This is a genomic window from Marinomonas sp. 5E14-1, from assembly GCF_039939215.1.
Taxonomy (GTDB): Bacteria; Pseudomonadota; Gammaproteobacteria; order Pseudomonadales; family Marinomonadaceae; genus Marinomonas.
Genome location: NZ_JBDXMW010000001.1, coordinates 94,567 through 117,116 on the forward strand (window position 1 = coordinate 94,567; position 22,550 = coordinate 117,116).

At 41.6% G+C, this 22,550-nt stretch carries 20 protein-coding genes and 2 tRNA genes; 9 read left to right on the top strand and 13 right to left on the bottom strand.

Annotated features, from left to right (window positions below):
• Nucleotides 1–64: 64 nt before the first annotated feature.
• Entirely contained in the window at nt 65–1,105 is a 1,041-nt protein-coding gene (locus tag ABFY09_RS00440; RefSeq protein ID WP_347982323.1) for a quinone-dependent dihydroorotate dehydrogenase, read from the bottom strand.
• Nucleotides 1,106–1,135: 30 nt separating this feature from the next.
• Nucleotides 1,136–1,357, bottom strand: coding sequence for a DUF2835 domain-containing protein (locus tag ABFY09_RS00445; RefSeq protein ID WP_347982324.1), 222 nt, complete (start codon nt 1,355–1,357; stop codon nt 1,136–1,138).
• Between the two features lie 129 nt (nt 1,358–1,486).
• Here ABFY09_RS00445 and ABFY09_RS00450 point away from each other — a divergent pair, with 129 nt between their 5' ends.
• Genes ABFY09_RS00450 through ABFY09_RS00480 form a run of 7 tightly spaced genes read left to right on the top strand, consistent with a single transcriptional unit; the run spans nt 1,487 to nt 9,365 of the window.
• Nucleotides 1,487–2,455: a MoxR family ATPase gene (locus ABFY09_RS00450; protein ID WP_347982325.1), complete on the top strand. Its 969-nt coding sequence runs from the start codon at nt 1,487–1,489 to the stop codon at nt 2,453–2,455.
• A 4-nt stretch (nt 2,456–2,459) separates the two neighbouring features.
• Nucleotides 2,460–3,371 carry a DUF58 domain-containing protein gene (locus tag ABFY09_RS00455; RefSeq protein ID WP_347982326.1) on the top strand — a complete coding sequence of 304 codons (912 nt, stop codon included), beginning with the start codon at nt 2,460–2,462 and terminating at the stop codon, nt 3,369–3,371.
• Nucleotides 3,371–3,853 (top strand): DUF4381 domain-containing protein, encoded by a 483-nt coding sequence (locus ABFY09_RS00460; protein ID WP_347982327.1) that lies wholly within the window; start codon nt 3,371–3,373, stop codon nt 3,851–3,853. Before ABFY09_RS00455 ends, ABFY09_RS00460 begins: the two co-directional genes overlap by 1 nt.
• Nucleotides 3,846–4,844 carry a VWA domain-containing protein gene (locus ABFY09_RS00465; protein WP_347982328.1) on the top strand — a complete coding sequence of 333 codons (999 nt, stop codon included), beginning with the start codon at nt 3,846–3,848 and terminating at the stop codon, nt 4,842–4,844. Before ABFY09_RS00460 ends, ABFY09_RS00465 begins: the two co-directional genes overlap by 8 nt.
• On the top strand, nt 4,841–6,598 hold the full coding sequence (locus ABFY09_RS00470; protein WP_347982329.1) for a VWA domain-containing protein: 1,758 nt from the start codon (nt 4,841–4,843) through the stop codon (nt 6,596–6,598). The genes ABFY09_RS00465 and ABFY09_RS00470 overlap by 4 nt, the downstream gene beginning before the upstream one ends.
• Nucleotides 6,592–8,418 (top strand): BatD family protein, encoded by a 1,827-nt coding sequence (locus ABFY09_RS00475; protein ID WP_347982330.1) that lies wholly within the window; start codon nt 6,592–6,594, stop codon nt 8,416–8,418. The genes ABFY09_RS00470 and ABFY09_RS00475 overlap by 7 nt, the downstream gene beginning before the upstream one ends.
• Nucleotides 8,419–8,447: 29 nt before the next feature.
• Complete coding sequence (locus tag ABFY09_RS00480; RefSeq protein ID WP_347982331.1) at nt 8,448–9,365, top strand: Dyp-type peroxidase; 918 nt, start codon at nt 8,448–8,450, stop codon at nt 9,363–9,365.
• A gap of 103 nt (nt 9,366–9,468) precedes the next feature.
• On the opposite strand, the gene ABFY09_RS00485 is transcribed toward ABFY09_RS00480, so the two are convergent.
• From ABFY09_RS00485 to ABFY09_RS00520, 8 genes are all read right to left on the bottom strand, one after another.
• On the bottom strand, nt 9,469–11,292 hold the full coding sequence (locus ABFY09_RS00485; RefSeq protein WP_347982332.1) for a SurA N-terminal domain-containing protein: 1,824 nt from the start codon (nt 11,290–11,292) through the stop codon (nt 9,469–9,471).
• 76 nt (nt 11,293–11,368) lie between these two features.
• A tRNA-Asp gene (locus ABFY09_RS00490) sits at nt 11,369–11,445 on the bottom strand.
• 7 nt (nt 11,446–11,452) lie between these two features.
• Entirely contained in the window at nt 11,453–11,725 is a 273-nt protein-coding gene (locus ABFY09_RS00495; protein ID WP_036163501.1) for an HU family DNA-binding protein, read from the bottom strand.
• Nucleotides 11,726–11,852: 127 nt separating this feature from the next.
• Nucleotides 11,853–14,246, bottom strand: coding sequence for an endopeptidase La (gene lon / locus ABFY09_RS00500; protein ID WP_347982333.1), 2,394 nt, complete (start codon nt 14,244–14,246; stop codon nt 11,853–11,855).
• Between the two features lie 216 nt (nt 14,247–14,462).
• Nucleotides 14,463–15,746, bottom strand: coding sequence for an ATP-dependent protease ATP-binding subunit ClpX (gene clpX / locus ABFY09_RS00505; RefSeq protein ID WP_347982334.1), 1,284 nt, complete (start codon nt 15,744–15,746; stop codon nt 14,463–14,465).
• Nucleotides 15,747–15,760: 14 nt separating this feature from the next.
• Nucleotides 15,761–16,393 carry an ATP-dependent Clp endopeptidase proteolytic subunit ClpP gene (gene clpP, locus ABFY09_RS00510; protein ID WP_347982335.1) on the bottom strand — a complete coding sequence of 211 codons (633 nt, stop codon included), beginning with the start codon at nt 16,391–16,393 and terminating at the stop codon, nt 15,761–15,763.
• Between the two features lie 75 nt (nt 16,394–16,468).
• On the bottom strand, nt 16,469–17,794 hold the full coding sequence (gene tig, locus ABFY09_RS00515; protein WP_347982336.1) for a trigger factor: 1,326 nt from the start codon (nt 17,792–17,794) through the stop codon (nt 16,469–16,471).
• 118 nt (nt 17,795–17,912) lie between these two features.
• Nucleotides 17,913–17,989 (bottom strand) — tRNA-Arg (locus ABFY09_RS00520).
• A 327-nt stretch (nt 17,990–18,316) separates the two neighbouring features.
• Here ABFY09_RS00520 and ABFY09_RS00525 point away from each other — a divergent pair.
• Nucleotides 18,317–19,141: a YihY family inner membrane protein gene (locus ABFY09_RS00525; RefSeq protein ID WP_347982337.1), complete on the top strand. Its 825-nt coding sequence runs from the start codon at nt 18,317–18,319 to the stop codon at nt 19,139–19,141.
• A 53-nt stretch (nt 19,142–19,194) separates the two neighbouring features.
• Nucleotides 19,195–19,746 carry a hypoxanthine-guanine phosphoribosyltransferase gene (locus tag ABFY09_RS00530; protein ID WP_347982338.1) on the top strand — a complete coding sequence of 184 codons (552 nt, stop codon included), beginning with the start codon at nt 19,195–19,197 and terminating at the stop codon, nt 19,744–19,746.
• A gap of 85 nt (nt 19,747–19,831) precedes the next feature.
• Here ABFY09_RS00530 and sthA read toward each other — a convergent pair whose 3' ends face one another.
• Genes sthA through ABFY09_RS00545 form a run of 3 tightly spaced genes read right to left on the bottom strand, consistent with a single transcriptional unit; the run spans nt 19,832 to nt 22,522 of the window.
• On the bottom strand, nt 19,832–21,226 hold the full coding sequence (gene sthA / locus ABFY09_RS00535; RefSeq protein WP_347982339.1) for a Si-specific NAD(P)(+) transhydrogenase: 1,395 nt from the start codon (nt 21,224–21,226) through the stop codon (nt 19,832–19,834).
• A gap of 20 nt (nt 21,227–21,246) precedes the next feature.
• Nucleotides 21,247–21,480, bottom strand: coding sequence for a (Na+)-NQR maturation NqrM (gene nqrM / locus ABFY09_RS00540; RefSeq protein WP_317004397.1), 234 nt, complete (start codon nt 21,478–21,480; stop codon nt 21,247–21,249).
• Between the two features lie 28 nt (nt 21,481–21,508).
• The gene (locus ABFY09_RS00545; RefSeq protein ID WP_347982340.1) at nt 21,509–22,522 is read right to left on the bottom strand and encodes an FAD:protein FMN transferase; all 1,014 of its coding nucleotides are present in this window, start codon (nt 22,520–22,522) and stop codon (nt 21,509–21,511) included.
• Between the last annotated feature and the right edge of the window lie 28 nt (nt 22,523–22,550).

Genomic DNA, 22,550 nt, shown 5'->3' on the forward strand with positions numbered 1-22,550 from the left:
TGTCTCGCCTTCTTTACAGCTCACTAAACACTTTCAGTCAGATGGCTGCTTTATAAGTTCATTTTTAAATGCCTAAATCACGCTCTCGGTAATAAGCATCTGTCGTGGCAATCGCCTCTTTTACCATCTCTGGCCCTTGATAAATAAACCCAGAGTAAATCTGTACTAAGCTCGCACCAGCTTGCAATTTTTCAACCGCATCGGCACCACTTGAAATACCGCCGACACCAATAATTGGCAAGGTGCCTTTCAAATGCTCAGCCAGTACCTTAACAACATGAGTAGATGCATCTCGCACTGGCGCACCACTTAAGCCGCCCGCTTCTTCTTCAAACTGATGACCTGCAACCGCATCGCGAGACAAGGTCGTGTTGGTTGCAATGATACCATCAACACCTTGTTTCACTAACGTATCTGACACCAGTTTAATTTCGTCATCAGTCATGTCGGGAGCAATTTTCACAGCCAATGGAACGCGTTTTCCATGCTCCGCTTCATAGCGATCACGGGCTTCTGTCAATGGTGCAATTAACTCGGCCAAGCTTTCACCAAATTGCAAACTACGTAGCCCTGGTGTGTTTGGCGAGCTGATGTTCGCTGTGATGTAATCAGCGTAAGGAATAACAGCGGTTAAACAAGCTAAATAATCCGCAGCGGCGTCTTCAACAGAAGTGGTCAAATTCTTGCCGATATTAACTCCTAAAACACCCGGATAACGATGAGATTTAATACGTGAAACAAGGTGATCAACACCCTTATTGTTAAATCCCATGCGATTAATAATGGCTTCATGTTCTGGCAAACGAAATAGACGTGGCTTCGGGTTACCAGCTTGACCTTTTGGCGTCACAGTACCCACTTCAACAAAACCAAAACCAAGTGCGCCTAAAGCTTCAAATGCGTCGGCATTTTTGTCTAAACCTGCCGCTAAACCAACCGCATTAGGAAAACGTAACCCCATGACCTCAACTGGTTTAGTTGATGGCAATCCACCTAGAAACTTATTCAAACCCAATCGACTGCTTGCAGCCAGAAGATCTAATGACAATTCATGAGAAACTTCAGGGTCCAATTTAAAAAGTAACGAGCGAGCAAGGTTGTACATAAAATAAGGCTCCTAGGTGTTTACGTTGCACTATCTAAGTTGAGTAATGCCAATTAATTTATTCGATTCATCAAATTCTACTTCAAACACACCATTAATACCTTGGTGTGTTACAAAACATTGAAAAGCCGCCAAAGGAAGTTGTACTTTGCGCCCATCCAAACTGTTCGCCACTAAATTTTTTGCAGCGCCCGCATACATAGCTTCATATTTGAATGCGGGCAACGCCACACTCAATACAAGTTTTGCCATTTTTTATTCCTATGCTTACGTTACTCTTACAGACGTTACTCTGTGCGTAAAGATTTGAATCCGATAAGATGGGGGTTATTATATTGTGTTGACACTTTTTTTGACAGAAGTATAAGGAAGCTAGGTTCGATGGCAGCTGTAATTGAACAATTAAAAAACCACCTCAATCGTGCCATTATTGGCCAACCTGATTTAACCCATGAATTACTTGTCGCTTTAATTGCTAATGGTCATGTACTTTTAGAAGGCCCACCTGGTATTGCAAAAACCACGGCAGCCAAGGCGCTGGCCAACGCAATAGACAGCCGCTTCCAACGCATTCAGTTCACGCCCGACTTACTACCGGGCGATGTTACTGGCTCAGATATTTACCAACAAGAAACCGGTCAATTTAGCTTCATTCCTGGCCCAATCATGAACGAAATTGTATTAGCTGACGAAATCAACCGCGCACCTGCAAAAGTACAATCTGCGTTACTCGAAGCCATGGGCGAAAACCAAGTGACTGTTGGCAATAATAGCTATACTTTACCACCTTTGTTTTTTGTCATCGCAACGCAGAATCCCATTGAGCAAGAAGGTACTTATCCTTTACCAGAAGCTCAGCTTGACCGCTTTATGTTGAAAATCAACCTTGGCTATCCAAGTGCTGCCAGTGAATTAGAAGTACTCAGATTGGTCAGACAACAAGATCTGCATAAAACCGCTACCAGTACTACTCAACCGCTTTGCAAGCCAAGTGATATTCTAGAGCTACAACAAAAATCACTGTCTTTGTATATGTCGGAAAGTGTCGAGCAATATATAGTGCAATTGGTCATGGCAACAAGAGAACCTGCTCTTTACCTTGGTGAAGCAAGCAAAAGCGAAAACCTCATTGAATTTGGTGCAAGTCCGCGCGCCACACTTGCTTTAGATCGCTGTGCTCGCGCCAACGCTCTACTTAACGGTAGAGACTTTGTAACACCAGATGATGTACGCCAAGTAGCTTTGCCTGTTTTACGTCATCGCATTATTACAACCTTTGAGGCGCAAGCAGCAGGTTTATCTGTCGATGATTTATTAAAACGTTTAATCAGTCACGTTCCGGCACTGTAACATTATGAGCCCATTATTATCTCCAGAATCACCGGAGTTAGATGAAGCGCATTTTGCCCTTCTCGCCCATTATGCAAAGCATCTAGGCCGAGCACCAAAAGCCATTCGTTTTGCAACGAAAACAGGCGAACGTCGGTCTCGCCAGAAAGGTCATGGCATGGAAATGCTAGAGCTACGCGCTTATCAAGCAAGTGATGATTTAAGACACATAGATTGGCGCGTCACAGCACGTACAGGTCAAGCGCACACTCGCCTTTATGCCCAAGAAAACGACCATCAGAGATTGTTGTTGGTTGATTTGTCCAATCACGCTTACTTTGGCACTCGCCATACTTTTATTTCCACTCGCTTAATTCAACTTGCGGGAATCATTGTATGGCGCTCAAAACAGCAAGGCGACACCTTATCTTATCGTTTGAATTATGGCGAACAAGCATACGCCAGCAACAAACAAAATATGTTTCCTGCTTTGCTTCATCAATTACAAGGTGCTTCTCGATTAGACAATAGAAACGCAAAGTCGAAGCAAAATAGTGTGTGGTCTCGCTCTCTATGGACGTCTAAAGCACACAACAAAGATGTGATTATTTTGACAGATAAGCAAAGTTGGAGTGATGAGGAAGAAAGTTCGCTTATGCAGCTTGCCAAGCATAATACCGTTCACTGGATTCAAATTATCGATAGCAACGCCTACAATTTGCCAACAGGTCAATATCAAATGGTCGGCCAGCATGGCATTCAACGGGTGAATATCAACCCAAAAACCATGCAACAGGCAAAATCCGCTTTCTTTGAGCAAAACGCTGTTATGCGTAAAAAGCTTTCCTCTATAGGCATTCGCCATCAATTATTCGACCTAACGGAGTCTCCTGAAAAAATCGCTCGCTATTTACTTTCTCAAGGAGCCTTACGCTAATGCCTGACAGTCAAACACAGGCGACCATGAGTTTGCCCAATGAAGCTTATTTGCTACCCGAATCCATTGCAATGTGGCCGCCCGCGTGGTGGGCATGGTTGATTTTTGCATTGCTGATTTTGCTTATCTGTGCTTTTGTTTTTTATCGTTATCGACGCTATAAAGAACGTACCTATCGACGAGAAGCGCTTAATGCCGTCATTAAAGCATCGAGCGATTTACCAGACAAAGAATGCATATTGCTTTGCCATGAAATGATTCGTCGTTGCTTGATCAGTGAAAACAAAATAGAAATGGCCGCACTACCTAGTTCAGCTTTATTGGAAAAAATAGATCTCACTATGCCTAAAAAATACCAATTTTCATTACTTGGAAACACATTTTTTGATGGCCCTTATCGCAGTAAGGTTGAACTAACGCCAGAACAACGAAGCGCCATGATCAAAACGACACGTTATTGGATAGGGAAACATCATGCTTGAATTAACTTGGCCTTGGTTTCTGATGCTTCTTCCTATTCCTTTAATAAGATTCTTTGCACCTAAAGCGAAGCCAAAAGGAAATGGTATTTGGTGGGTAAATACAGATGAATTGGTTCATCACCAAGACACCAAGCTGACATCAAATCGCTTCCAGTTAGGGCCTTTGTGTCTGACAATCGCATGGATTTTACTCCTCCTAGCCATGACCAAACCCGTTTGGTTGGGCGAACCAACCAAAGTCGTTCCATCAGGTCGAGATTTGTTAATCGCATTGGATTTGTCCGGCAGTATGCAGGTGTCTGATATGACACTCAACAATCAATCTGCAAACCGACTAGAAGCTGCTAAATCTGTATTATCAGATTTCATTGAAGCCCGTCGCGGTGACCGCATTGGGATCATCGTTTTTGGCTCTAAAGCCTATTTACAAGCGCCTCTCAGCTTTGACACAACCACTATTAACCAGCTTGTTCAAGAGGCACAAATAGGCTTTGCTGGTGAACAAACCGCCATTGGTGATGCTATTGGCTTGAGCATTAAAAGGCTTGAAGAGAAACCATCAGACAAAAAAGTCTTAATCCTTATGACGGATGGCGCCAATACCGCTGGCCGAGTACAACCTGAGCAAGCAGCAGAGTTTGCCGCCTCACAGAATGTTCGTATTCACACCATAGGCATTGGTGCGGACAGCATGTTAGTACAAAGCTTTTTTGGTTCAAAAGTCGTCAATCCATCGAGTGACCTAGACGAAACTCTGCTTAAAAACATTGCCGCTCAAACGGGCGGCGAATATTTTCGCGCTAAAAGCACAGAAGATTTAAGAGCAATTTATCAGACATTAGATGAACTAGAACCCACGCCAGCGGAAGACATTTGGCAACGTCCTCTAACCAGTCTTTTCCATTGGTTAGGTCTAGGCGCCATCGCTTTTCTAAGCTTGGCCTTGCTGTCTAACAGGGAAATTGTTTGGCGCAAAAGGAATCACTCATGATGTTGTTTGACATGATTCATTTCGAGCGACCTTACTGGCTGCTGTTTATTCCCATGACGTTGCTCATTGCTTTTTTATTCAATGCCGTAGCATCACAAAAAAGTGCTCTGGAAAGCACGGTAGACGCTAATCTACTTAAACATTTAGAATACAAAAACCATTCAAGCAACAAAAACAAATGGCTTGGCGTCATTAGTCTGATGCTATGTTGGATTGGATTAGCGGGTATTAGTTGGACACAGATGCCAACTGAAATGTTTGAAAGCACCCATAAAAACGTTTTGGTTGTTGATCAATCTTTGTCTATGTATGCGACAGATATTTTGCCCAACCGCCAAACACAGCTAAAGCAAACCATTCGCGATATTCTGGAACAAATAAAAGAAGGCGACATCGCCCTAGTAGCTTTTGCTGGAGAAGGTTTTGTTATCAGTCCTTTCAGTCAAGACAGAGAAACCATCACTCATTTCTTGTTGGCTCTCGAACCCATTATTATGCCTGTGTATGGGAGTAATTTAAGCAGCGGCATTGAGACAGCATTATCACTCAACCAAGACACAAGCACACCTTTGCACATCATTGCATTAACAGATGATCTGAGTGAAGAAGATGAAGAGCAAATCCCGGCGCTACTGAAAGGGACTAACACACAACTGGATTTGATCGCTGTTGGCACAACTAACACTTCTCCAATTAAGCTTCCTGACGGTCAAATCATGAGAAAAAATGGAAGAAATGTTATCGCAGCCACTCCTATCGACAAATTAGAAGCCTTTACTCAATCATTAGGCGGGCAATTTTATGAAGGACGCTTGACGCCAAATCAGCTGGCTCAAGTCACCCATACTTCATTGGACAATCAGCAAACTCAGAAGTCCGAAAACAAGAGTATTTATTGGCAAGAACAAGGCCATTGGTTTGCCTTGCCTTTGTTGCTTTGGCTCGCATTCCAATTCCGGAAAGGCATGCTGTTCATCTTACTTATTGGCGTTTTCTCTCTTCCTTCAGAAAAGTCCTTTGCCTCCCCTTTGGATTGGTTTTTAACGTCAGATCAAAAAGGCCAACAAGCCGCTGATCAAGGCGACTGGCAAACAGCTGATCAATATTTTACTCAACCTGATTGGAAGGCTGCGTCATCTTACGCCCTGAAAAACTACCAAGAAACCATAGAGTCTCTTGAGAGTATAGAAAGAAGCGCCTCTGAAAACTATAATTTAGGCAATGCTTTCGCATTATCTGGTGACATATCAAAAGCCATAGAAGCGTATGAAAAAGCCTTAGAGCAAGACCCGACTCTTGTGGTTGCCAAAGAGAACCTCGACTACCTCAAACAACAAGAGCAAAAAAAGAACGAACAAAACGACGAGTCTCAGAATCAAAACTCTCAGGACCAAAATCAAAGTAACGACCAGAGCGAGAATCAAGAGAATCAACAACCGTCATCAAACTCCGATGAAAAAAATGAACAAAATGACTCTTCAGAGTCAAAAAATGACAATAAAAAGAACGAAACAGAAGACAAAGAGAAATCACCTAAGGATAATAAGCAAGAAGGTGACTCACAGAGCGAAGCTGAAAAAAAAGAAGCTACTAACAGCACTCTCGACAAAGAGCAAACTCAAGCTCTGAATCAATGGTTAAGACAGATTCAAGATGATCCTGGGTTATTACTGCAGCGTAAACTCTGGTATCTGCATCAAGAAAAACGTAACGAAAATCGATTTACACAAAAGGATGGGCAAAACCCATGGTAATTAAGCAAACTTTCTTTTCATTCAATCTGAAACGCAGCATGCGATGTTTGCTTTCCATTTTGGTGACGATATTGCTTACAGCCTCATTCTCCAACAATCTTTATGCGGACACAGTAACCTCATCGCTTAATAAAAGCACCGTGACCGAAAACGAGATTGTCCAGCTCACAATCAGAGCCGATTTCAGCGACACAGGAAATGGCCCAGAGCTAGCCCCCTTACAACGTGACTTTGATGTTTTAGGCAAAAGTCAAAACAGTCAGTTCAGCTTCAATTTAGGCACCAGCCGTGCGATGAATTATTGGGTTATCTCCTTGATGCCAAAATCGGTTGGCACCTTTGAGATCCCTCCTATCAAAGTCGGAGAACACGAATCTCAAGCGATTAAATTGGTCGTGCAGAACTCACCTCAATTACTCGACGAAAATGGCAATCCTCCAGTTATTGTAAAAACCGAAGTCTCTGAAATTGAGCCGTACTTACAACAGGAAGTTATCTTAAGCGTTCAACTTTATACTTCTGTTGCTCTACAAAACGCCAACCGCTCCGTACCATCACATCCCGATCTTGTTATTGAGCGCTTAATCGATGACCAAATGAGTTATCAGACGATTAATGGCACACAGTATCAGGTAATTACACGAGAATACCTTGCCTTTCCTCAGCGCAGTGGCTTGCTCACCATTCCACCACAAACGCTGCAAGCCATGATTAACACGTCAACTGGCAGAAGAATGATTAAGGTACAAAGTGAGCCGTTGAATGTGCAAGTACTGCCTATTCCTGCCAGCTATTCTAGCGACACATGGTTACCAAGCTCTAATGTGACCGTGTCAACAAAACTGGAAAAAACCAACGAGTCACCACGAGTAGGAGACACATTAATCTGGACGATTGATATCAAGGCAAAAGGTGCTCTTCCTGAGCAAATCCCTACCTTGGATTTCAACAGCACACGCGATTACAAGATGTATCCAAAACCGTCTAAATTCAATACGCAAAAAACAAGTAATGGCGCCACTGGAAACCAAACAATCACAGTGGAGGTTGTGCCTACCGCAGACGGAACACTTCAATTACCCGACGTAAGCATTACTTACTGGGATACGGAAGCAAGAGCCATCAAAACAGCCTCAGCCACCACCGAAGAAATCGTGGTTGCACCTTTACCAAGCAGTGCAACACAAAGTCAAACTGATTCAAATACATCAAAAATCAGTGAACCTCTTCCTGCTCAACCACGCTCTGTTGCGCCCATATCCTTAGCAAAAACACCAACAAAAAAGACTGACACTGCAAATGAACCAGCTTCAATGGAAGTTGCTATCACAGCCCCCCCTTCTAGTCGGTCATTACGAGATTATTTAATTTTTGGGCTGCTATTGCTCTCTTTATTGATGATCGCAGGCTGGTTAGCTATATGGCTTAAAAAACGACAAAAGAGCGACTCAAAAAGTGCAACTCAAGTTCCAACATTACAAGATTTTGCTCCATTGAGCACTGTAGATGAAAACTCGGCCTATAAGGCCTTGATTGAATGCTGTCACAACAATAACCTTTCGGAGCTAAGATCTTGCCTATTAGAATGGGCTAGACACCGTTGGGGAGATCACGAAATTCATAGTGTTGATGACATCAAACGACTCACCTCTGTTGAAGTAACTCAACTACTCATGGAATCCGAGCTTCTTATGTATTCCAACAACCCGCTTCATGAGTGGTACGGTGAGTCTCTCGCAGATGCTTTAGAAGAATTTACTAGCGGCCAACCTAAGCCTTCTCAGGCTGGACAGTTAAAAACACTTTACCCAAACTTTTAAGAGAAACCGATTACAAAAGGACTATCTGAATGAATTCATTCCAATCCGGCATTATTGCTGAAGCGTCGAGTGACGCCCTTTTTATTACTCTTAACGTTGAACGCTCAGATATTAGCAAAGCTAAGCAAGTCCTTGCTTCTGTCCCTTCTATCGTGAACGAAATACAAGAACAGTTCCCTGGTGGGCAACTGTATGCTTCAGTTGGATTAAGCAGTCAAGTTTGGAATGAGTTCGATCAAAAGCAACCAAAAGAGTTGGCACCCTTCCCTTACATAAAGGGTCAAGAAATAGACGTTGTTCCGACTGATGTGGATTTAGTATTGCACATTCGTTCGTCACGACACGATGCAAGCTACGAGCTTGGAAATAAGATCTTTTCTGCGTTTGGATCCAGCGTTGAACTCGTTGAAGAAGTCAGCTGTTTTAAATACTTAGATAACCGAGACCTAACTGGCTTTGTTGATGGAACAGAAAACCCTGAAGGCGAAAACCGTAAAAAAGTGGCTCTTGTTGGAGAGGAAGACCCTGATTTCAAAAACGGTTCTTACTTGAATTTAATGTGCTTTGTTCACGACCTAGACAAATGGGAAAAAGAACCCATCAAAACACAAGAAGACACCTATGGTCGAACTAAGTATGATAATGAAGAATACGCTTCTGCGGAGAAATCTGTTCATGCACACACCAAACGCACATCACTTAAAGATGACAATGGAGACTCAATAGAGATTTTACGTCACAGCATGCCATTCGCTTCATTAACTGAAAAAGGCTTGATGTTTGCGAGCTATGGAAAAACACCAACAGCATTTAACCTTATGCTAGAAAGCATGGTGAAAGGTGATGAACACGGCAACACGGATCACTTAATGAAATACACTAGAATTAAGACTAGCCAAGCCTTCTTTGTTCCTGCCGTTGAGTGGTTTACCTCTCTGAAAGATTAACCTTATCAGCTTATATTTAGACAATAAAAATAAAGAAAAGACTTGCAATAACACATAAAAAAGCCACTCAACAGAGTGGCTTTTTTATAGCAATAGCGACCAATTAACGCTCTATCGTCGCTTTACTTTGTAGATAATTTTGCTGACCCTGTGTGCTCAAGCTCGCTTGAATTTGATTCAAATATTGCTCATAAGCAAGTTTCTGCTCACCTGCAACTGAGTCTGTACCGACTGTTACGGCATTCAACCGAATCAAGACTAGATCACCATTGACAAGACCTTTCACCTGCAACTCAGGGCCTACGGTTGGATGAGGCAGAGAGAAAGCTAATGAGGCAATTTCATCTTGACCGCGCTTAGCATTAGCAACAGACGTCCATTCCGTATCAGAGGCTTCTTTCGCAGCTTCTGCTTTCGCTTGAAGTGATTCTAGCGCCTTGTTTTGAATGACGATAGAAGCAACCTGATCTTTAGTCTCTTCAAAAGTCTGGAATGCTTCAGTCTTATGATCATTCAAATGTATCACAGCAACTTGATCATCACTTAATTCAAGTAGATCACTATTTTGGCTATCTTCCAAAACAGAAACACCAAAAGCAGAAGCAACCACAACAGCATTACTGGTAATTTCATCATCACCGCCGTCACGACCAAAATACGTACTTTGTAGCACATCTACGCCATATTCATTAGCTATATTATTCAGGTTGTCACTTGCGTAGGCCAAATCCGCAATATCTTCGTGAGCGCTTAGCAAAGCGTCTCTGGCTTTAATTTCGATCAACTGCTGCTTAAGTTCAGCTTCTTGTGAAGCAAAGCTTGGTACATCAGCATCAACGATATTGTTTAACTTAATTAAATGATAACCAAATGGGCTCTTAGCAGATTTAACTCCATCTTTTTCCATTGAAAACAATGCATCATCAAATGCTTCATCAATAGAACCTTTCTCAATGTAGCCAAGATTACCTCCATCATTTTTCGATCCAATATCATCAGAATATTCCGCAGCTAAATCTGCAAAATTTACACCAGAATCCAGTTTGGCCTGCACTTCATCAAGACGAGCTTTTGCTTCTTCATCACTTCTTTCTGAAGTATCAATCAAGATATGAGAAGCGAATCGCTCTTCTTTCGCTAAACCAGAAATAGACGCTTCATAAGCACTCTGCAACTCTGCATCTGTTACTTGAACTTTTTCATAGAAGTCAAAACTAGAAATAACAACGTAATTTACTTTTACTTGTTCTGGTGTTTTAAAACTTTCTTTATTCTCTTCGTAATAAGCTTGTAGCTCGTCATCGCTAACATTCGTCACTTCTGATTCATCTGCTAGAGAATACGTAGCGTAATCGTATGAGCGCTCTTGTGACTGTAAAGCAGAGACACTGTCTACTTGATAAGGTAGAACGAATTCTGAGCCGGCTATTGCATTTCGTGGCTGCTGAATAAGAACGTCTTGTTTAATGCGTTCTTTAAAAGCCAAAGGTGTAAAGCTCAAAGACTGAATGAAGCTAAGATATTTATTCTGATCAAATTGACCATTTGTTTGAAACTGTTCAGCTTGCAATAAATAGGAATCTACTTGAGCATCTGATACACCTAGCCCAAGAGCCATTGCTTGATTTGTTAATACAGCACGTTGAATTAATTCATCCAAAGCACGGCGTTGCAGCAAACTATCTTCTAATAACTCAGGGCGAATCTGCCCACCCATCACGGAAATTAATTGACGACGTTGAGTTTCGGCACTTTGTAACAATTCTGTACGTGTAATTTCAACACCATCAACTTCGGCAACCGTTTCCGAAGAGTTAAAACTTGTAACTAAAGCGTCTACGCCAAATAGAGCAAAAGTCACAACGATAAAGCCAACAATGATCTTTACCATAATGCCTTGCGACTTATCTCTGATATCTTGGAGCATTACTGCCTCCGAATGAATAAATTAAATAACTAATAAAAAAGGTGTATTCCGCTCGGAATACACCTTTTGTGTCTAATGGCGGAACAGACGGGATTCGAACCCGCGACCCCCTGCGTGACAGGCAGGTATTCTAACCAACTGAACTACTGCTCCAAAAACATTAGTTTACAGCGTCTTTAAGACCTTTACCGGCTTTGAAACCAGGTACTTTCGCTGCTTTAATTTGGATTTCCTCACCGGTTTGAGGATTACGACCTGTACGCGCCGCACGTTCTTTAACTGCAAAAGTACCAAAACCAACTAGTGTAACCTGGTCACCTTTTGCTAACGCTGCTTCAATTGTTTTCAAAGTAGCATCAAGCGCATTGCTTGCAGAAGCTTTAGATAAATCAGCAGACGCCGCAATAGCATCAATCAATTCAGATTTGTTCACGTTGTACCCCTTCAGTATTTTCGTGGTTCCTTAGAATTATTTTCGGCGCAATATAAATGCCTACTCACAAGGCCGAGCGAGAAGTTATACAAGCCCGACCTACTTCCTGTCAACACAGGATATGACTTTAATGATGACTGACAGTTTCTTGTTCATCAACAGTTTTTTCACTCGAAGGCAAGGTTTCTACCTTTTTTGGCGATGGAATATACTCCAAGGCAATATCAAGTACCTCATCAATCCATTTTACAGGAACGACCTCAATGTCAGCTTTGATATTATCAGGAATTTCTTTCAAGTCACGAGCATTTTCTTTAGGAATTATCACCGTTTTAATCCCTCCCCTGTGAGCCGCCAGAAGCTTCTCTTTTAAACCACCTATAGGTAGCACCTCTCCTCGCAGAGTAATCTCACCAGTCATCGCCACAGACGCCTTAACAGGGACCTTTGCCAATACAGAAACAATTGCTGTACACATGGCAACACCGGCACTTGGACCATCCTTTGGAGTCGCCCCTTCTGGAACATGCAAATGAAGGTCGGTTTTTTCATGAAAGTCATCATCAATTCCCAAGCCAGCAGCACGGCTTCGAACAACTGTCAAAGCAGCTTGAATGGATTCTTGCATCACATCACCAAGGGAGCCTGTTTTAACATGGCGACCTTTACCTGCAACACCTGCCGCTTCAATGGTCAATAATTCACCACCAACAGAGGTCCAAGCCAAACCAGTTACCTGGCCAATTTGGTTTTTTTCTTCCGCTTTTCCATAACTAAATTTATGAACACCAGAGAAATTTTCTAAATTAGCGGCACTTACTTCAACCGCTTTCGCCGCTTTGCCTTTGCTTAAAGCTTGTTTTTTAACCACTCGGCGACAAATTTTACTCAACTCTCGCTCTAATCCACGAACACCTGCTTCTTTTGTGTAATAACGGATAACATCCATTAAAGCATCGTCAGCGACTTGAATTTCATTCTCTTTTAAACCAGCCAACTTAACTTGTTTTGGTAACAAATAACGCTTAGCAATGTTCAGTTTTTCATCTTCTGTGTAACCCGGAATACGAATAACTTCCATACGATCAAGCAAAGGACCAGGAATATTCATACTGTTAGAAGTACAAATAAACATAACATCAGATAGGTCATAATCGACCTCAAGATAATGATCATTAAAGGTATGGTTTTGCTCTGGATCAAGTACTTCTAATAATGCAGAAGCAGGATCCCCACGCTGATCCATGCCCATTTTGTCGATTTCGTCCAATAGGAAAAGTGGGTTCTTAACTTTCACCTTGGCCAATTTCTGTATTAATTTACCTGGCATAGAACCAATATACGTACGACGATGCCCTCGGATTTCCGCTTCATCTCGAACACCACCAAGCGCCATACGTACATATTGACGGTTTACCGCTTTCGCAATTGATTGGCCCAATGAAGTTTTACCTACACCCGGAGGCCCAACCAAACACAAAACAGGGCCTTTTACTTTTTTAACTCGCTGCTGAACAGCCAAAAACTCAAGGATTCGTTCTTTTACATCTTGAAGGCCGTAGTGATCTTGATTCAACACTTTTTCTGCGTAAGCTAAATCATTACGAACTTTGCTTCGTTTCTTCCATGGTAAAGAGATCAACCAATCAATATAACCACGAACAACTGTTGCTTCCGCAGACATAGGAGACATCATGCGAAGCTTTTTCAATTCAGCTTCCGCTTTATCTTTTGCCTCATCGGTCATTCCAGCTTCAAGAATTTTTTCTTGTAGCAAGTCGAGCTCATTACCACCATCTTCCATATCACCAAGCTCTTTTTGAATGGCTTTCATCTGCTCATTCAAATAGTACTCGCGCTGGCTTTTTTCCATTTGCTTCTTCACACGGCTACGGATGCTTTTCTCAAGGTGAGCAATATCCAACTCACCATCCATTAAGCCAATTAAATACTCACCACGCCCGACCAAGGAGTCAATTTCCAAGACTTTCTGCTTATCTTCAAGCTTCAAGCTCATATGGCCTGTAATGTTATCAATCAGCTTAGATAGATCATCAATGGACTTTAAAGAAGCAACAACCTCTGCCGGGATACGCTTACTACCAGCAACATATTCATCCAATTGCTTTAATAATGCATTACGGATAACACCATACTCACTTTGATCTTCTTCTTTTAGGTCTAGCTCAACGACGCCACCCAAAACAAAGCCGTCAGCCTCTTCCATTTTTTCAAGACGAGCACGATTACCACCTTCAACCAACACCTTTACAGTGCCATCTGGTAGTCGCAACAATTGCATTACTTTTGCAGTGGTACCAATAGAGTAAAGATCGTCTAACGTAGGATCGTCTTTGGATGCATCCTGTTGAGCAACAAGAAAGACATACTTATCATTTTCCATCGCAGACTCTAGTGCTGCTATAGATTTAGCTCGGCCAACAAACAATGGCAAAACCATATGTGGATAAACCACCACATCACGAAGTGGCAGCATTGGCAGGAGTAAGGAATCCGTCATATTAATTTCCAATCTGGGCGCATAAACAAAAGCGCACTTTATATTTCAACATTGATTAGGAAAGAGATAAGGGCAAAGCCTTAAATTACAAGAGTAATACCTATTTGATTTTAGCCTATAGAAAAACTTTAAAGGTAAAGGAGTATAAAAAAACCGAAATGAAGCTAAATATTCATTTCGGTTTTTAGTCATGCGTTTAAGATCAGACCATTGCGGCTAAGCGTTTTTTGCTAAATCTTCTTTCTCGACCACCATCAAAGGCGCTGATTCGCCGCGAATAGATGATCCATCCATAACCACCTTAGAAACATCATTTCGTGTTGGAAGTTCATACATGCAATCCAACAAAGCAGATTCTAAAATACTACGCAAACCACGAGCACCTGTTTTACGCTCTAGCGCTAACTTTGCAGCTTCACGTAAAGATTCAGGGGTAAACTCTAATTCAACACCCTCAAGCTCAAACAAATGCTGATATTGCTTAACAAGCGCATTTTTTGGTTGACTCAAGATAGTCATTAAAGCTTCTTCATCAAGTTCAGATAAAGTCGCAACTACTGGTAAACGACCAACAAACTCAGGAATCAAACCAAACTTAACCAAGTCTTCTGTTTCTACACGGTGAACCGCCTCTGAAAAAGATTTCCCTTCTTCTTTACTCTTCACCATAGCTGAGAAACCAATACTACTTTTTTCTGTTCGGTCACTGATCACACGCTCTAAACCTGCAAACGCACCACCACAAATAAACAGGATATTGGAAGTATCAACTTGCAAAAATTCTTGCTGAGGATGCTTACGGCCACCCTGAGGAGGAACAGAAGCAACGGTTCCTTCGATCAGCTTAAGCAATGCTTGCTGCACACCTTCACCGGAAACATCACGTGTAATAGATGGGTTATCAGATTTTCTAGAAATTTTATCAATCTCATCTATGTAAACAATCCCACGCTGCGCCTTCTCAACATCGTAGTCGCAACTCTGTAATAACTTCTGAATGATGTTTTCAACATCTTCACCAACATAACCCGCTTCTGTCAGGGTTGTTGCATCAGCAATAGTGAAAGGCACATCAAGAACACGAGCAAGCGTTTGCGCTAGCAAAGTCTTACCACTACCTGTTGGACCTATCAGCAAGATATTACTCTTACCCAATTCAATGTTAGTCTCTGACTTACCTTGGTGACGCAAGCGTTTATAGTGATTATAAACCGCCACCGCCAATACTTTTTTCGCCTTGTCTTGACCGATAACATAATCATCTAAAGACGCGCTTAGTTTCGCTGGCGTTGGTAATTCATCTTCTGTCTCTCCACCTTCTACTGAAGCTTGAGACAATTCTTGAATGATGATGTTGTTACACAAATCCACACACTCATTGCAGATATAAACCGATGGGCCTGCAATAAGCTTTTTGACTTCGTCCTGACTCTTTCCACAAAAAGAGCAATACAATAGTCGATCCGAGTGGTCACCACGGCTAAAATTATCGTCCGACATTTATTCCACCCTTTTTAAACTGTACGTTTCTGTAAAATATCATCAATTAAGCCGTACTCTTTTGCCGTTTCCGGATTCATAAAGTTATCACGGTCAGTATCAATAGCGACTTGCTCTATATCTTTACCGGTATGGAAAGAAATAATTTCATTAAGCTTATGTTTAATACTTAGAATCTCACGAGTGTGTATCTCAATATCTGATGCTTGCCCTTGATACCCACCTAAAGGTTGGTGAATCATCACACGTGAATTTGGTAGGCAGTAACGCTTACCTTCCGCACCTGCAGTCAGTAACAAAGCCCCCATACTTGCTGCTTGACCAATACACATAGTGCTTACATCAGGTTTAATAAATTGCATTGTGTCATAAATAGACATGCCCGCCGTTACAGAGCCACCTGGTGAGTTAATGTATAAATGAATGTCTTTATCTGGGTTCTCAGACTCCAAAAACAAAAGCTGAGCAACAACCAAATTAGCCATGTGGTCCTCGACTTGACCAACCAAGAAAATCACTCGCTCCTTCAACAAACGCGAATAAATATCAAAAGATCGCTCGCCTCGGGCTGTTTGCTCAATAACCATAGGAACAAGGCCATTACTTGTAATTGCAACAGGGCCTGTAGTTGGGTTCGTCAAATTCATATTGCATTCCTTAAAAGCAAAAAAGCCGACATAACATGAGCTATGTCGGCCTTTATTAAAAAGATAAGCTAATGCTTATGCTTCTTCCCCAGCTTCTTCAGCTTGGGCATTTGGCTTGATAGCATCTTCATAACCCAAAGTTACTTCTGTAACTTGAGCAGATTCTAACAGTTTATCAACAACTTGCTCTTCAAGTACAGCGGATTGCACTTGCGCTAGTTGCTCTTTATTCTTCAAGTAAAACTCAACAACTTGCTGTGGTTCTTGGTAGGCTTGAGCCATATCCTCAAGGAAAGCACGAACACGTTCGTCATCTACTTTCAATTCGTTTTGCTTGATTACTTCAGAAATCAAAAGACCAAGTTTAGCACGTTTCGTTGCTTCTTCTTGGAACAATTCTGCAGGTAATTGGGAAGCATCAAAGCCTTCACCACCAAACTGGCTAGCAGCTTGTTTACGCAAAGCATCAACTTCTTGATCAACCAATCCAGAAGGAACTTCTACTTCATTGATAGAAAGCAAACCATCAAACAAAGCATTTTTCAGCTTAGCTTTAACGGCTTGGTTAAGTTCACGCTCCATGTTTTTACGCACTTCTGCACGCAAACCCTCAATTGTAGCGTTTTCTAAACCAAATTTTTCAACGAATGCCTCATCCAATTCAGGAAGCACTTGCTCAGCTACTTCAGATACTGTGATCTTAAAGCTAGCTTCTTGTCCTTTTAAGTTTTCTGCTTGGTAGTCTTCTGGGAAAGTCACAGAGATCGTACGCTCTTCACCTGCTTTAGCGCCAACGATGCCAGATTCAAAACCAGGAATCATAGTGTTAGAACCAAGAACAAGCTTATGACCTTGAGCAGCACCACCTTCAAACGCTTCATCACCTAAGTAACCAACAAAGTCGATTGTTACTTGGTCGCTGTCAGCAGATTCACGCTCAACCGCATTCCATTCAGCATTTTGCTTACGCAAAGTTTCTAGCATCACATCAAGATCAGCGTCAGTTACTTCTGAAACAACACGATCAACTTTGATTGCCGAGTTATCAGCTAAGGTGACTTCTGGGTAAACTTCTACTTTAACAACAAACTCAAGATCTGCGCCTTCAGCAAAGTTTTTAGGTTCAATAGAAGGCATACCTGCTGGTTGAATAGACTCTTTTTGAATCGCTTCAACATAAGCATCACGCATAATCTGCTCAACAGCATCCATACGGATACCTTGACCGTAGCGCTTTTTAACCAGGCTAACAGGAACTTTACCTTTACGAAAACCATCGATGCGAACTGTTTTCGCAGTCTTAGCCACTTCAGCACTTACTTTTTCTTCGATACGAGCAGCAGGAACACTAATTGTTAAAACGCGCTCAATTGGAGACGTTGTCTCTACAGAAACTTGCATAAAACTTCCTCACGGGAACTTGCTTTAATTTGTTGGTCATCTATCAATCAATAAGACATAGATTTAATTGCAACCAACAAAACCTAAATAAAAACTTAATTAAAGTAATCGACTGAAATGGTGCTCCGTACTGGATTCGAACCAGTGACCTACCGCTTAGAAGGCGGTTGCTCTATCCAGCTGAGCTAACGGAACTAATGTCATTACATTTCATTTGGTGGGCTATTATAGGGATGGAATAGCAATCGTCAACAGATAGACATAAAAAAGCCCAGTAAACTGGGCTAAAATGACTATTTGCAACTAAGGAACCGAGAATAGCTTTAGAAGCTACCTCTTCAGCACAAATATCACAAAAGGAACAAGATAAATAATACAAGCCTATTCAAACAAAAACAAGCCGAGTGCGCCAAATAAATGCACCTTGCACTCTATTTGTGCAATTTGATTATAGAGAAGTGTTTATAATCTATTTGTAAGCTGTGTTATCTTGATAGCATCACTCTCAAAGCGATATAAATCATGCAAGATCACACATCTCATTCACTATTAACACTCAAACAATACGCATTACTAACAGCAAACCGATTTAAGCGCAGTCAACTCCCTCAAAAGGCAGCTCAACTTACACTATCAAGCTTACTTGCTGCAGTTCCAATTATCACAATCATTCTTGGAATACTAAGTTTTACTCCTGCTTTAGAGGCCATGCAGACACAGCTTTTTCAATTGCTTGAACAACATCTAGCGCCTGGCTCTAGTGATATAGTACTCCCTCATTTAATGAAGTTTGCCTCCCAAACCAAGAACCTACCAATCGCCGGCCTTGTCGCCCTTTTCTTAACGGCTTTACTGTTACTAAACAGCTTTGAAAGCAGCGTCCAATCTATCTGGCAAATTGAGAAAGCCAGAAAACTAAGAGAACGGCTGCTAACTTATTGGGCAATCCTAACCTTGGGGCCTATTATCTTCGCAACATCCCTGAGCCTTTATGGAACTCTTATTTCAATCCAAATAAGAAATGTCGATGAGAATGCCTGGCTTAGTAGCCTGCTAGAAGCAGGTAGTATCATCCTGTATTTTCTAATGCTACTAACATTAAACTTCCTAACACCAAATGCAGATGTTTCAATTAAGTGGGCTGCGGTATCCGCACTAGTTGGAAGCATAGGCTTATATATCTTGAACACTATATTCGGCTCATTCGCACAGTTTTTCACAAATTACCAAGTGGTTTATGGCGCCTTTGCCGCCATTCCTATTTTCCTCATCTGGTTACAAAGCTCTTGGCTGATTGTACTGGCCTCTATTTGTCTTTGCGCCACATTACACAGCATAAAGACTTAGCATCAGGTCAGGATTAATGTAAAATCGCGAAAATTTTCTATAATAGGCTCATCATGACCAACACTATTACCGACTTAAACAAAATACTAGATGAAGCAGATTGCTTAGTTGATGAAGTAGAACTAAACACAGCGCTAGATAAAATGGCGGCTCAAATCACCACAGACCTTTCTGATAAGCTACCTCTTGTTCTGTGCGTTATGAATGGCGGATTAGTCCCAACAGCGGCTTTAATAGAAAGACTCAATTTCCCACTTGAACTAGACTACATTCATGCAACTCGCTATGGAATGGATACAGAAGGTGCAACCTTAAACTGGTTGAGCTACCCACAAACCAGTTTAAAAGACAGAATCATCCTTGTTATTGACGATATTTTTGACCAAGGTCATACATTGCAAGCCATCCAAAAATGGCTAGAACAACAAGAAGCCAATAGTGTTTATACCGCTACCGTCATCAATAAATTACACGACAGAAAAACAAACATGACTCCCGATTATATCGGCACAGATGTAGCTGACCGCTTCTTGTTTGGTTACGGCATGGATTACAAAGGATTTTTTAGAAACCTTAAAGGTATCTATGCTATAAAAGACAGCTAATCTATCCTTTTATTTCTAAATTAATAGCCATAAAAAAACGCCTTACTTTCGCAAGTCAGGCGTTTTTTGTTTTTACAAAGCTTAATTAGAAAACTCGGTTGAAACCATTTAGTGCAGCAACACGATATGCTTCAGCCATTGTTGGATAATTAAATGTTGTATTCAAGAAATACTTCAAAGTATTCTGCCCACCCGGCTGTTTCATAATAGCTTGGCCGATGTGAACGATCTCAGAAGCTTGGTCACCAAAACAGTGAATACCTAGCAACTCTAAAGACTCACGGTGAAAAAGGATTTTCAGCATCCCAACTGCTTCCCCTGTAATCTGAGCGCGCGCTGTGTTCTTAAAGAATGCACGCCCTACTTCATAAGGCACTTTTTCGGCAGTTAGCTCTGCTTCCGTTTTACCAATGGAACTAATCTCAGGAATAGTGTAAATACCAGTAGGTACTTCACTAATAAATTCACCACCTTCCAAGCCAAACATATTCGCAGCAACAGATCGCCCCTGGTCATAAGCAGCACTTGCCAAACTAGGCCAACCAATGACATCACCAGCGGCATAGACATTTTCAACTTGAGTTTGATAATTATCGTTCACGGCAAGCTGACCACGGCTATTTACTTCCAAACCGATTGATTCTAGCCCTAAATTATCTGTATTTCCGGATCGGCCATTACAAAATAGTAAAGCATCAGCTCGTAGTTTTTTACCTGAAGCCATATGCATAACAACACCGCGATCTGTAGCTTCAACTGACTCATAAGTTTCATTATGACGGATCAGAACACCACTATCGCGAAGGTGGTAACTTAATGCATCTGTAATCTCATCATCCAAGAAACTCAACAGTTTCTTAGCAGGGTTTATAAGTTCTACACGAACACCCAACCCACAAAAGATTGAAGCGTATTCAGATCCAATTACACCCGCACCATAAATGATCAAGGAACGAGGAGTATGATTCAAACTCAAGATAGTATCCGAGCAGTAAACACGAGGGTGGGAGAAATCAATATTGGTCGGTTTATATGGACGAGAGCCAGTAGCAATAACAACTTTCTCAGCAACAAGAAGTTCAGGGCCCTTCTCGTAAGTATTCACTTCTACCGTATTGGCATCTTTAAACTTGCCTCGACCAAAGTAAATATCAATACGGTTACGAGCATAATATTCTGTGCGACCTAAAACTTGCTTATCGATCACTTTATTTGCTCGATCCAACACTTTAGGAAAAGAAAACCAACGAGGCTCACCAATATCACGGAACATTGGATTCGTATTGAAGACAATGATTTCTTTTACAGCATGACGCAAAGCTTTCGACGGAATGGTCCCCAAATGCGTACAGCTCCCGCCAACTTGCGAGCTTGCCTCAATAACAGCAACTTTCTTACCCGCTTTAGCCGCACTCATAGCAGCACCTTCACCCGCAGGACCCGTACCTAAAACCACAACATCATAATGCCTTGTTGTCATAATATTCTCTTCCCGTTAAATTATTTCGATGCATCGTAAAACGTATCATCTGAAGTTTGTTCAGCAATGCCTTTTTTCGTTTCTTTCTCGCATTTACCTTTATCGCCACCACAAATATCGCAAGCGACTTCCATACCTAAAGAGCTCATTCCACCGCACGATCCTGAGATAGGCTTACGCCCCATCAAAACACCAACAGCCATAGCTGCAACCAATAAAAGCATTAGAGAAAATGCCAAAACAATTGTTAACATAAAATCTCTCCTAAAATCTAAATTTACTTTATTTCAAATAAGACTTAAACGCATCCGAATAAAGCTCTTCAAAACCAAAATCTGTCTTTACCAATAGGTAGGCAGAAATACCATTATCCTGAGCAAACGCCAAACCTCTTTCTGGACCAAGTACAGTAATCGCCGTTGCCAGACCATCAGCCATCGTTGTCGTTTTATCAATTACAGTAACAGAAACCAAACGATGTGTTATTGGTTTTCCCGTCACAGGGTTGATCGTATGAGAATAACGCACACCGTTTTTCTCAAAATAGTTTCTGTAATCACCCGATGTGGCAACCGCCACATCATCAAGCGATAAAATACGTTCAGCCATTGAATGACCACCTGCAGGGCTCTCAATCGCTATTTTCCAAGGGGAACCGTCAGGCTTCACACCTTGAGATGAAATTTCTCCGCCAACTTCAACCAAGTAGCTTTCTATACCTTTATTACGCAGCACTCTTGCAACTTCATCAACACCATAACCTTTTGCGATAGAAGACAAATCAACATAAATATCTTTTTCTTTTGCTAAGCGCTGGTCGCTAAGTGTTAAGTATTCATATCCAACACGCTCTTTCGCTTCATCTATTGAAGCTTGGCTTGGCACTTTATCTTCTCGTTTACCTGGGCCAAAACCCCAAAGATTAACTAAAGGACCAACAGTCACATCATACTCGCCCGATGTCATTTCACTTATCAACAAAGCTCTATCAACAACGTATGCCATATCCTTGCTAATGTCTGCAGATTGGCCAGCAGGAAGCTTGTTAAATTCAGAAAGCTCTGATGTCGGATCATAAGTCGACATCAACTTATTAACCTTAATCAAAACATCATCAACATCCTCTTTCAAATCCCAAGGATTACTCACTTGCTCTGTAGTATAGAACTTAACTGTGTATGTTGTACCCATTGTAGGGCCAGAGAAGCTTACCAATTCAGGAGAAAAGGAGGAAAGGCGATAAACGATAGCTGCTGCTATAAGAAAAAAAGCTGGGAACAGTATTTTTTTGCGCATATAAAATCTTTTTCAATCATCAACAAAA

Coding starts and splice junctions, on each gene's coding strand:
- ABFY09_RS00440 (WP_347982323.1), bottom strand. CDS start 1,105: ATGTACAACCTTGCTCGCTCGTTACTTTTTAAATTGGACCCTGAAGTT.
- ABFY09_RS00445 (WP_347982324.1), bottom strand. CDS start 1,357: ATGGCAAAACTTGTATTGAGTGTGGCGTTGCCCGCATTCAAATATGAA.
- ABFY09_RS00450 (WP_347982325.1), top strand. CDS start 1,487: ATGGCAGCTGTAATTGAACAATTAAAAAACCACCTCAATCGTGCCATT.
- ABFY09_RS00455 (WP_347982326.1), top strand. CDS start 2,460: ATGAGCCCATTATTATCTCCAGAATCACCGGAGTTAGATGAAGCGCAT.
- ABFY09_RS00460 (WP_347982327.1), top strand. CDS start 3,371: ATGCCTGACAGTCAAACACAGGCGACCATGAGTTTGCCCAATGAAGCT.
- ABFY09_RS00465 (WP_347982328.1), top strand. CDS start 3,846: ATGCTTGAATTAACTTGGCCTTGGTTTCTGATGCTTCTTCCTATTCCT.
- ABFY09_RS00470 (WP_347982329.1), top strand. CDS start 4,841: ATGATGTTGTTTGACATGATTCATTTCGAGCGACCTTACTGGCTGCTG.
- ABFY09_RS00475 (WP_347982330.1), top strand. CDS start 6,592: ATGGTAATTAAGCAAACTTTCTTTTCATTCAATCTGAAACGCAGCATG.
- ABFY09_RS00480 (WP_347982331.1), top strand. CDS start 8,448: ATGAATTCATTCCAATCCGGCATTATTGCTGAAGCGTCGAGTGACGCC.
- ABFY09_RS00485 (WP_347982332.1), bottom strand. CDS start 11,292: ATGCTCCAAGATATCAGAGATAAGTCGCAAGGCATTATGGTAAAGATC.
- lon (WP_347982333.1), bottom strand. CDS start 14,246: ATGACGGATTCCTTACTCCTGCCAATGCTGCCACTTCGTGATGTGGTG.
- clpX (WP_347982334.1), bottom strand. CDS start 15,746: ATGTCGGACGATAATTTTAGCCGTGGTGACCACTCGGATCGACTATTG.
- clpP (WP_347982335.1), bottom strand. CDS start 16,393: ATGAATTTGACGAACCCAACTACAGGCCCTGTTGCAATTACAAGTAAT.
- tig (WP_347982336.1), bottom strand. CDS start 17,794: ATGCAAGTTTCTGTAGAGACAACGTCTCCAATTGAGCGCGTTTTAACA.
- ABFY09_RS00525 (WP_347982337.1), top strand. CDS start 18,317: ATGCAAGATCACACATCTCATTCACTATTAACACTCAAACAATACGCA.
- ABFY09_RS00530 (WP_347982338.1), top strand. CDS start 19,195: ATGACCAACACTATTACCGACTTAAACAAAATACTAGATGAAGCAGAT.
- sthA (WP_347982339.1), bottom strand. CDS start 21,226: ATGACAACAAGGCATTATGATGTTGTGGTTTTAGGTACGGGTCCTGCG.
- nqrM (WP_317004397.1), bottom strand. CDS start 21,480: ATGTTAACAATTGTTTTGGCATTTTCTCTAATGCTTTTATTGGTTGCA.
- ABFY09_RS00545 (WP_347982340.1), bottom strand. CDS start 22,522: ATGCGCAAAAAAATACTGTTCCCAGCTTTTTTTCTTATAGCAGCAGCT.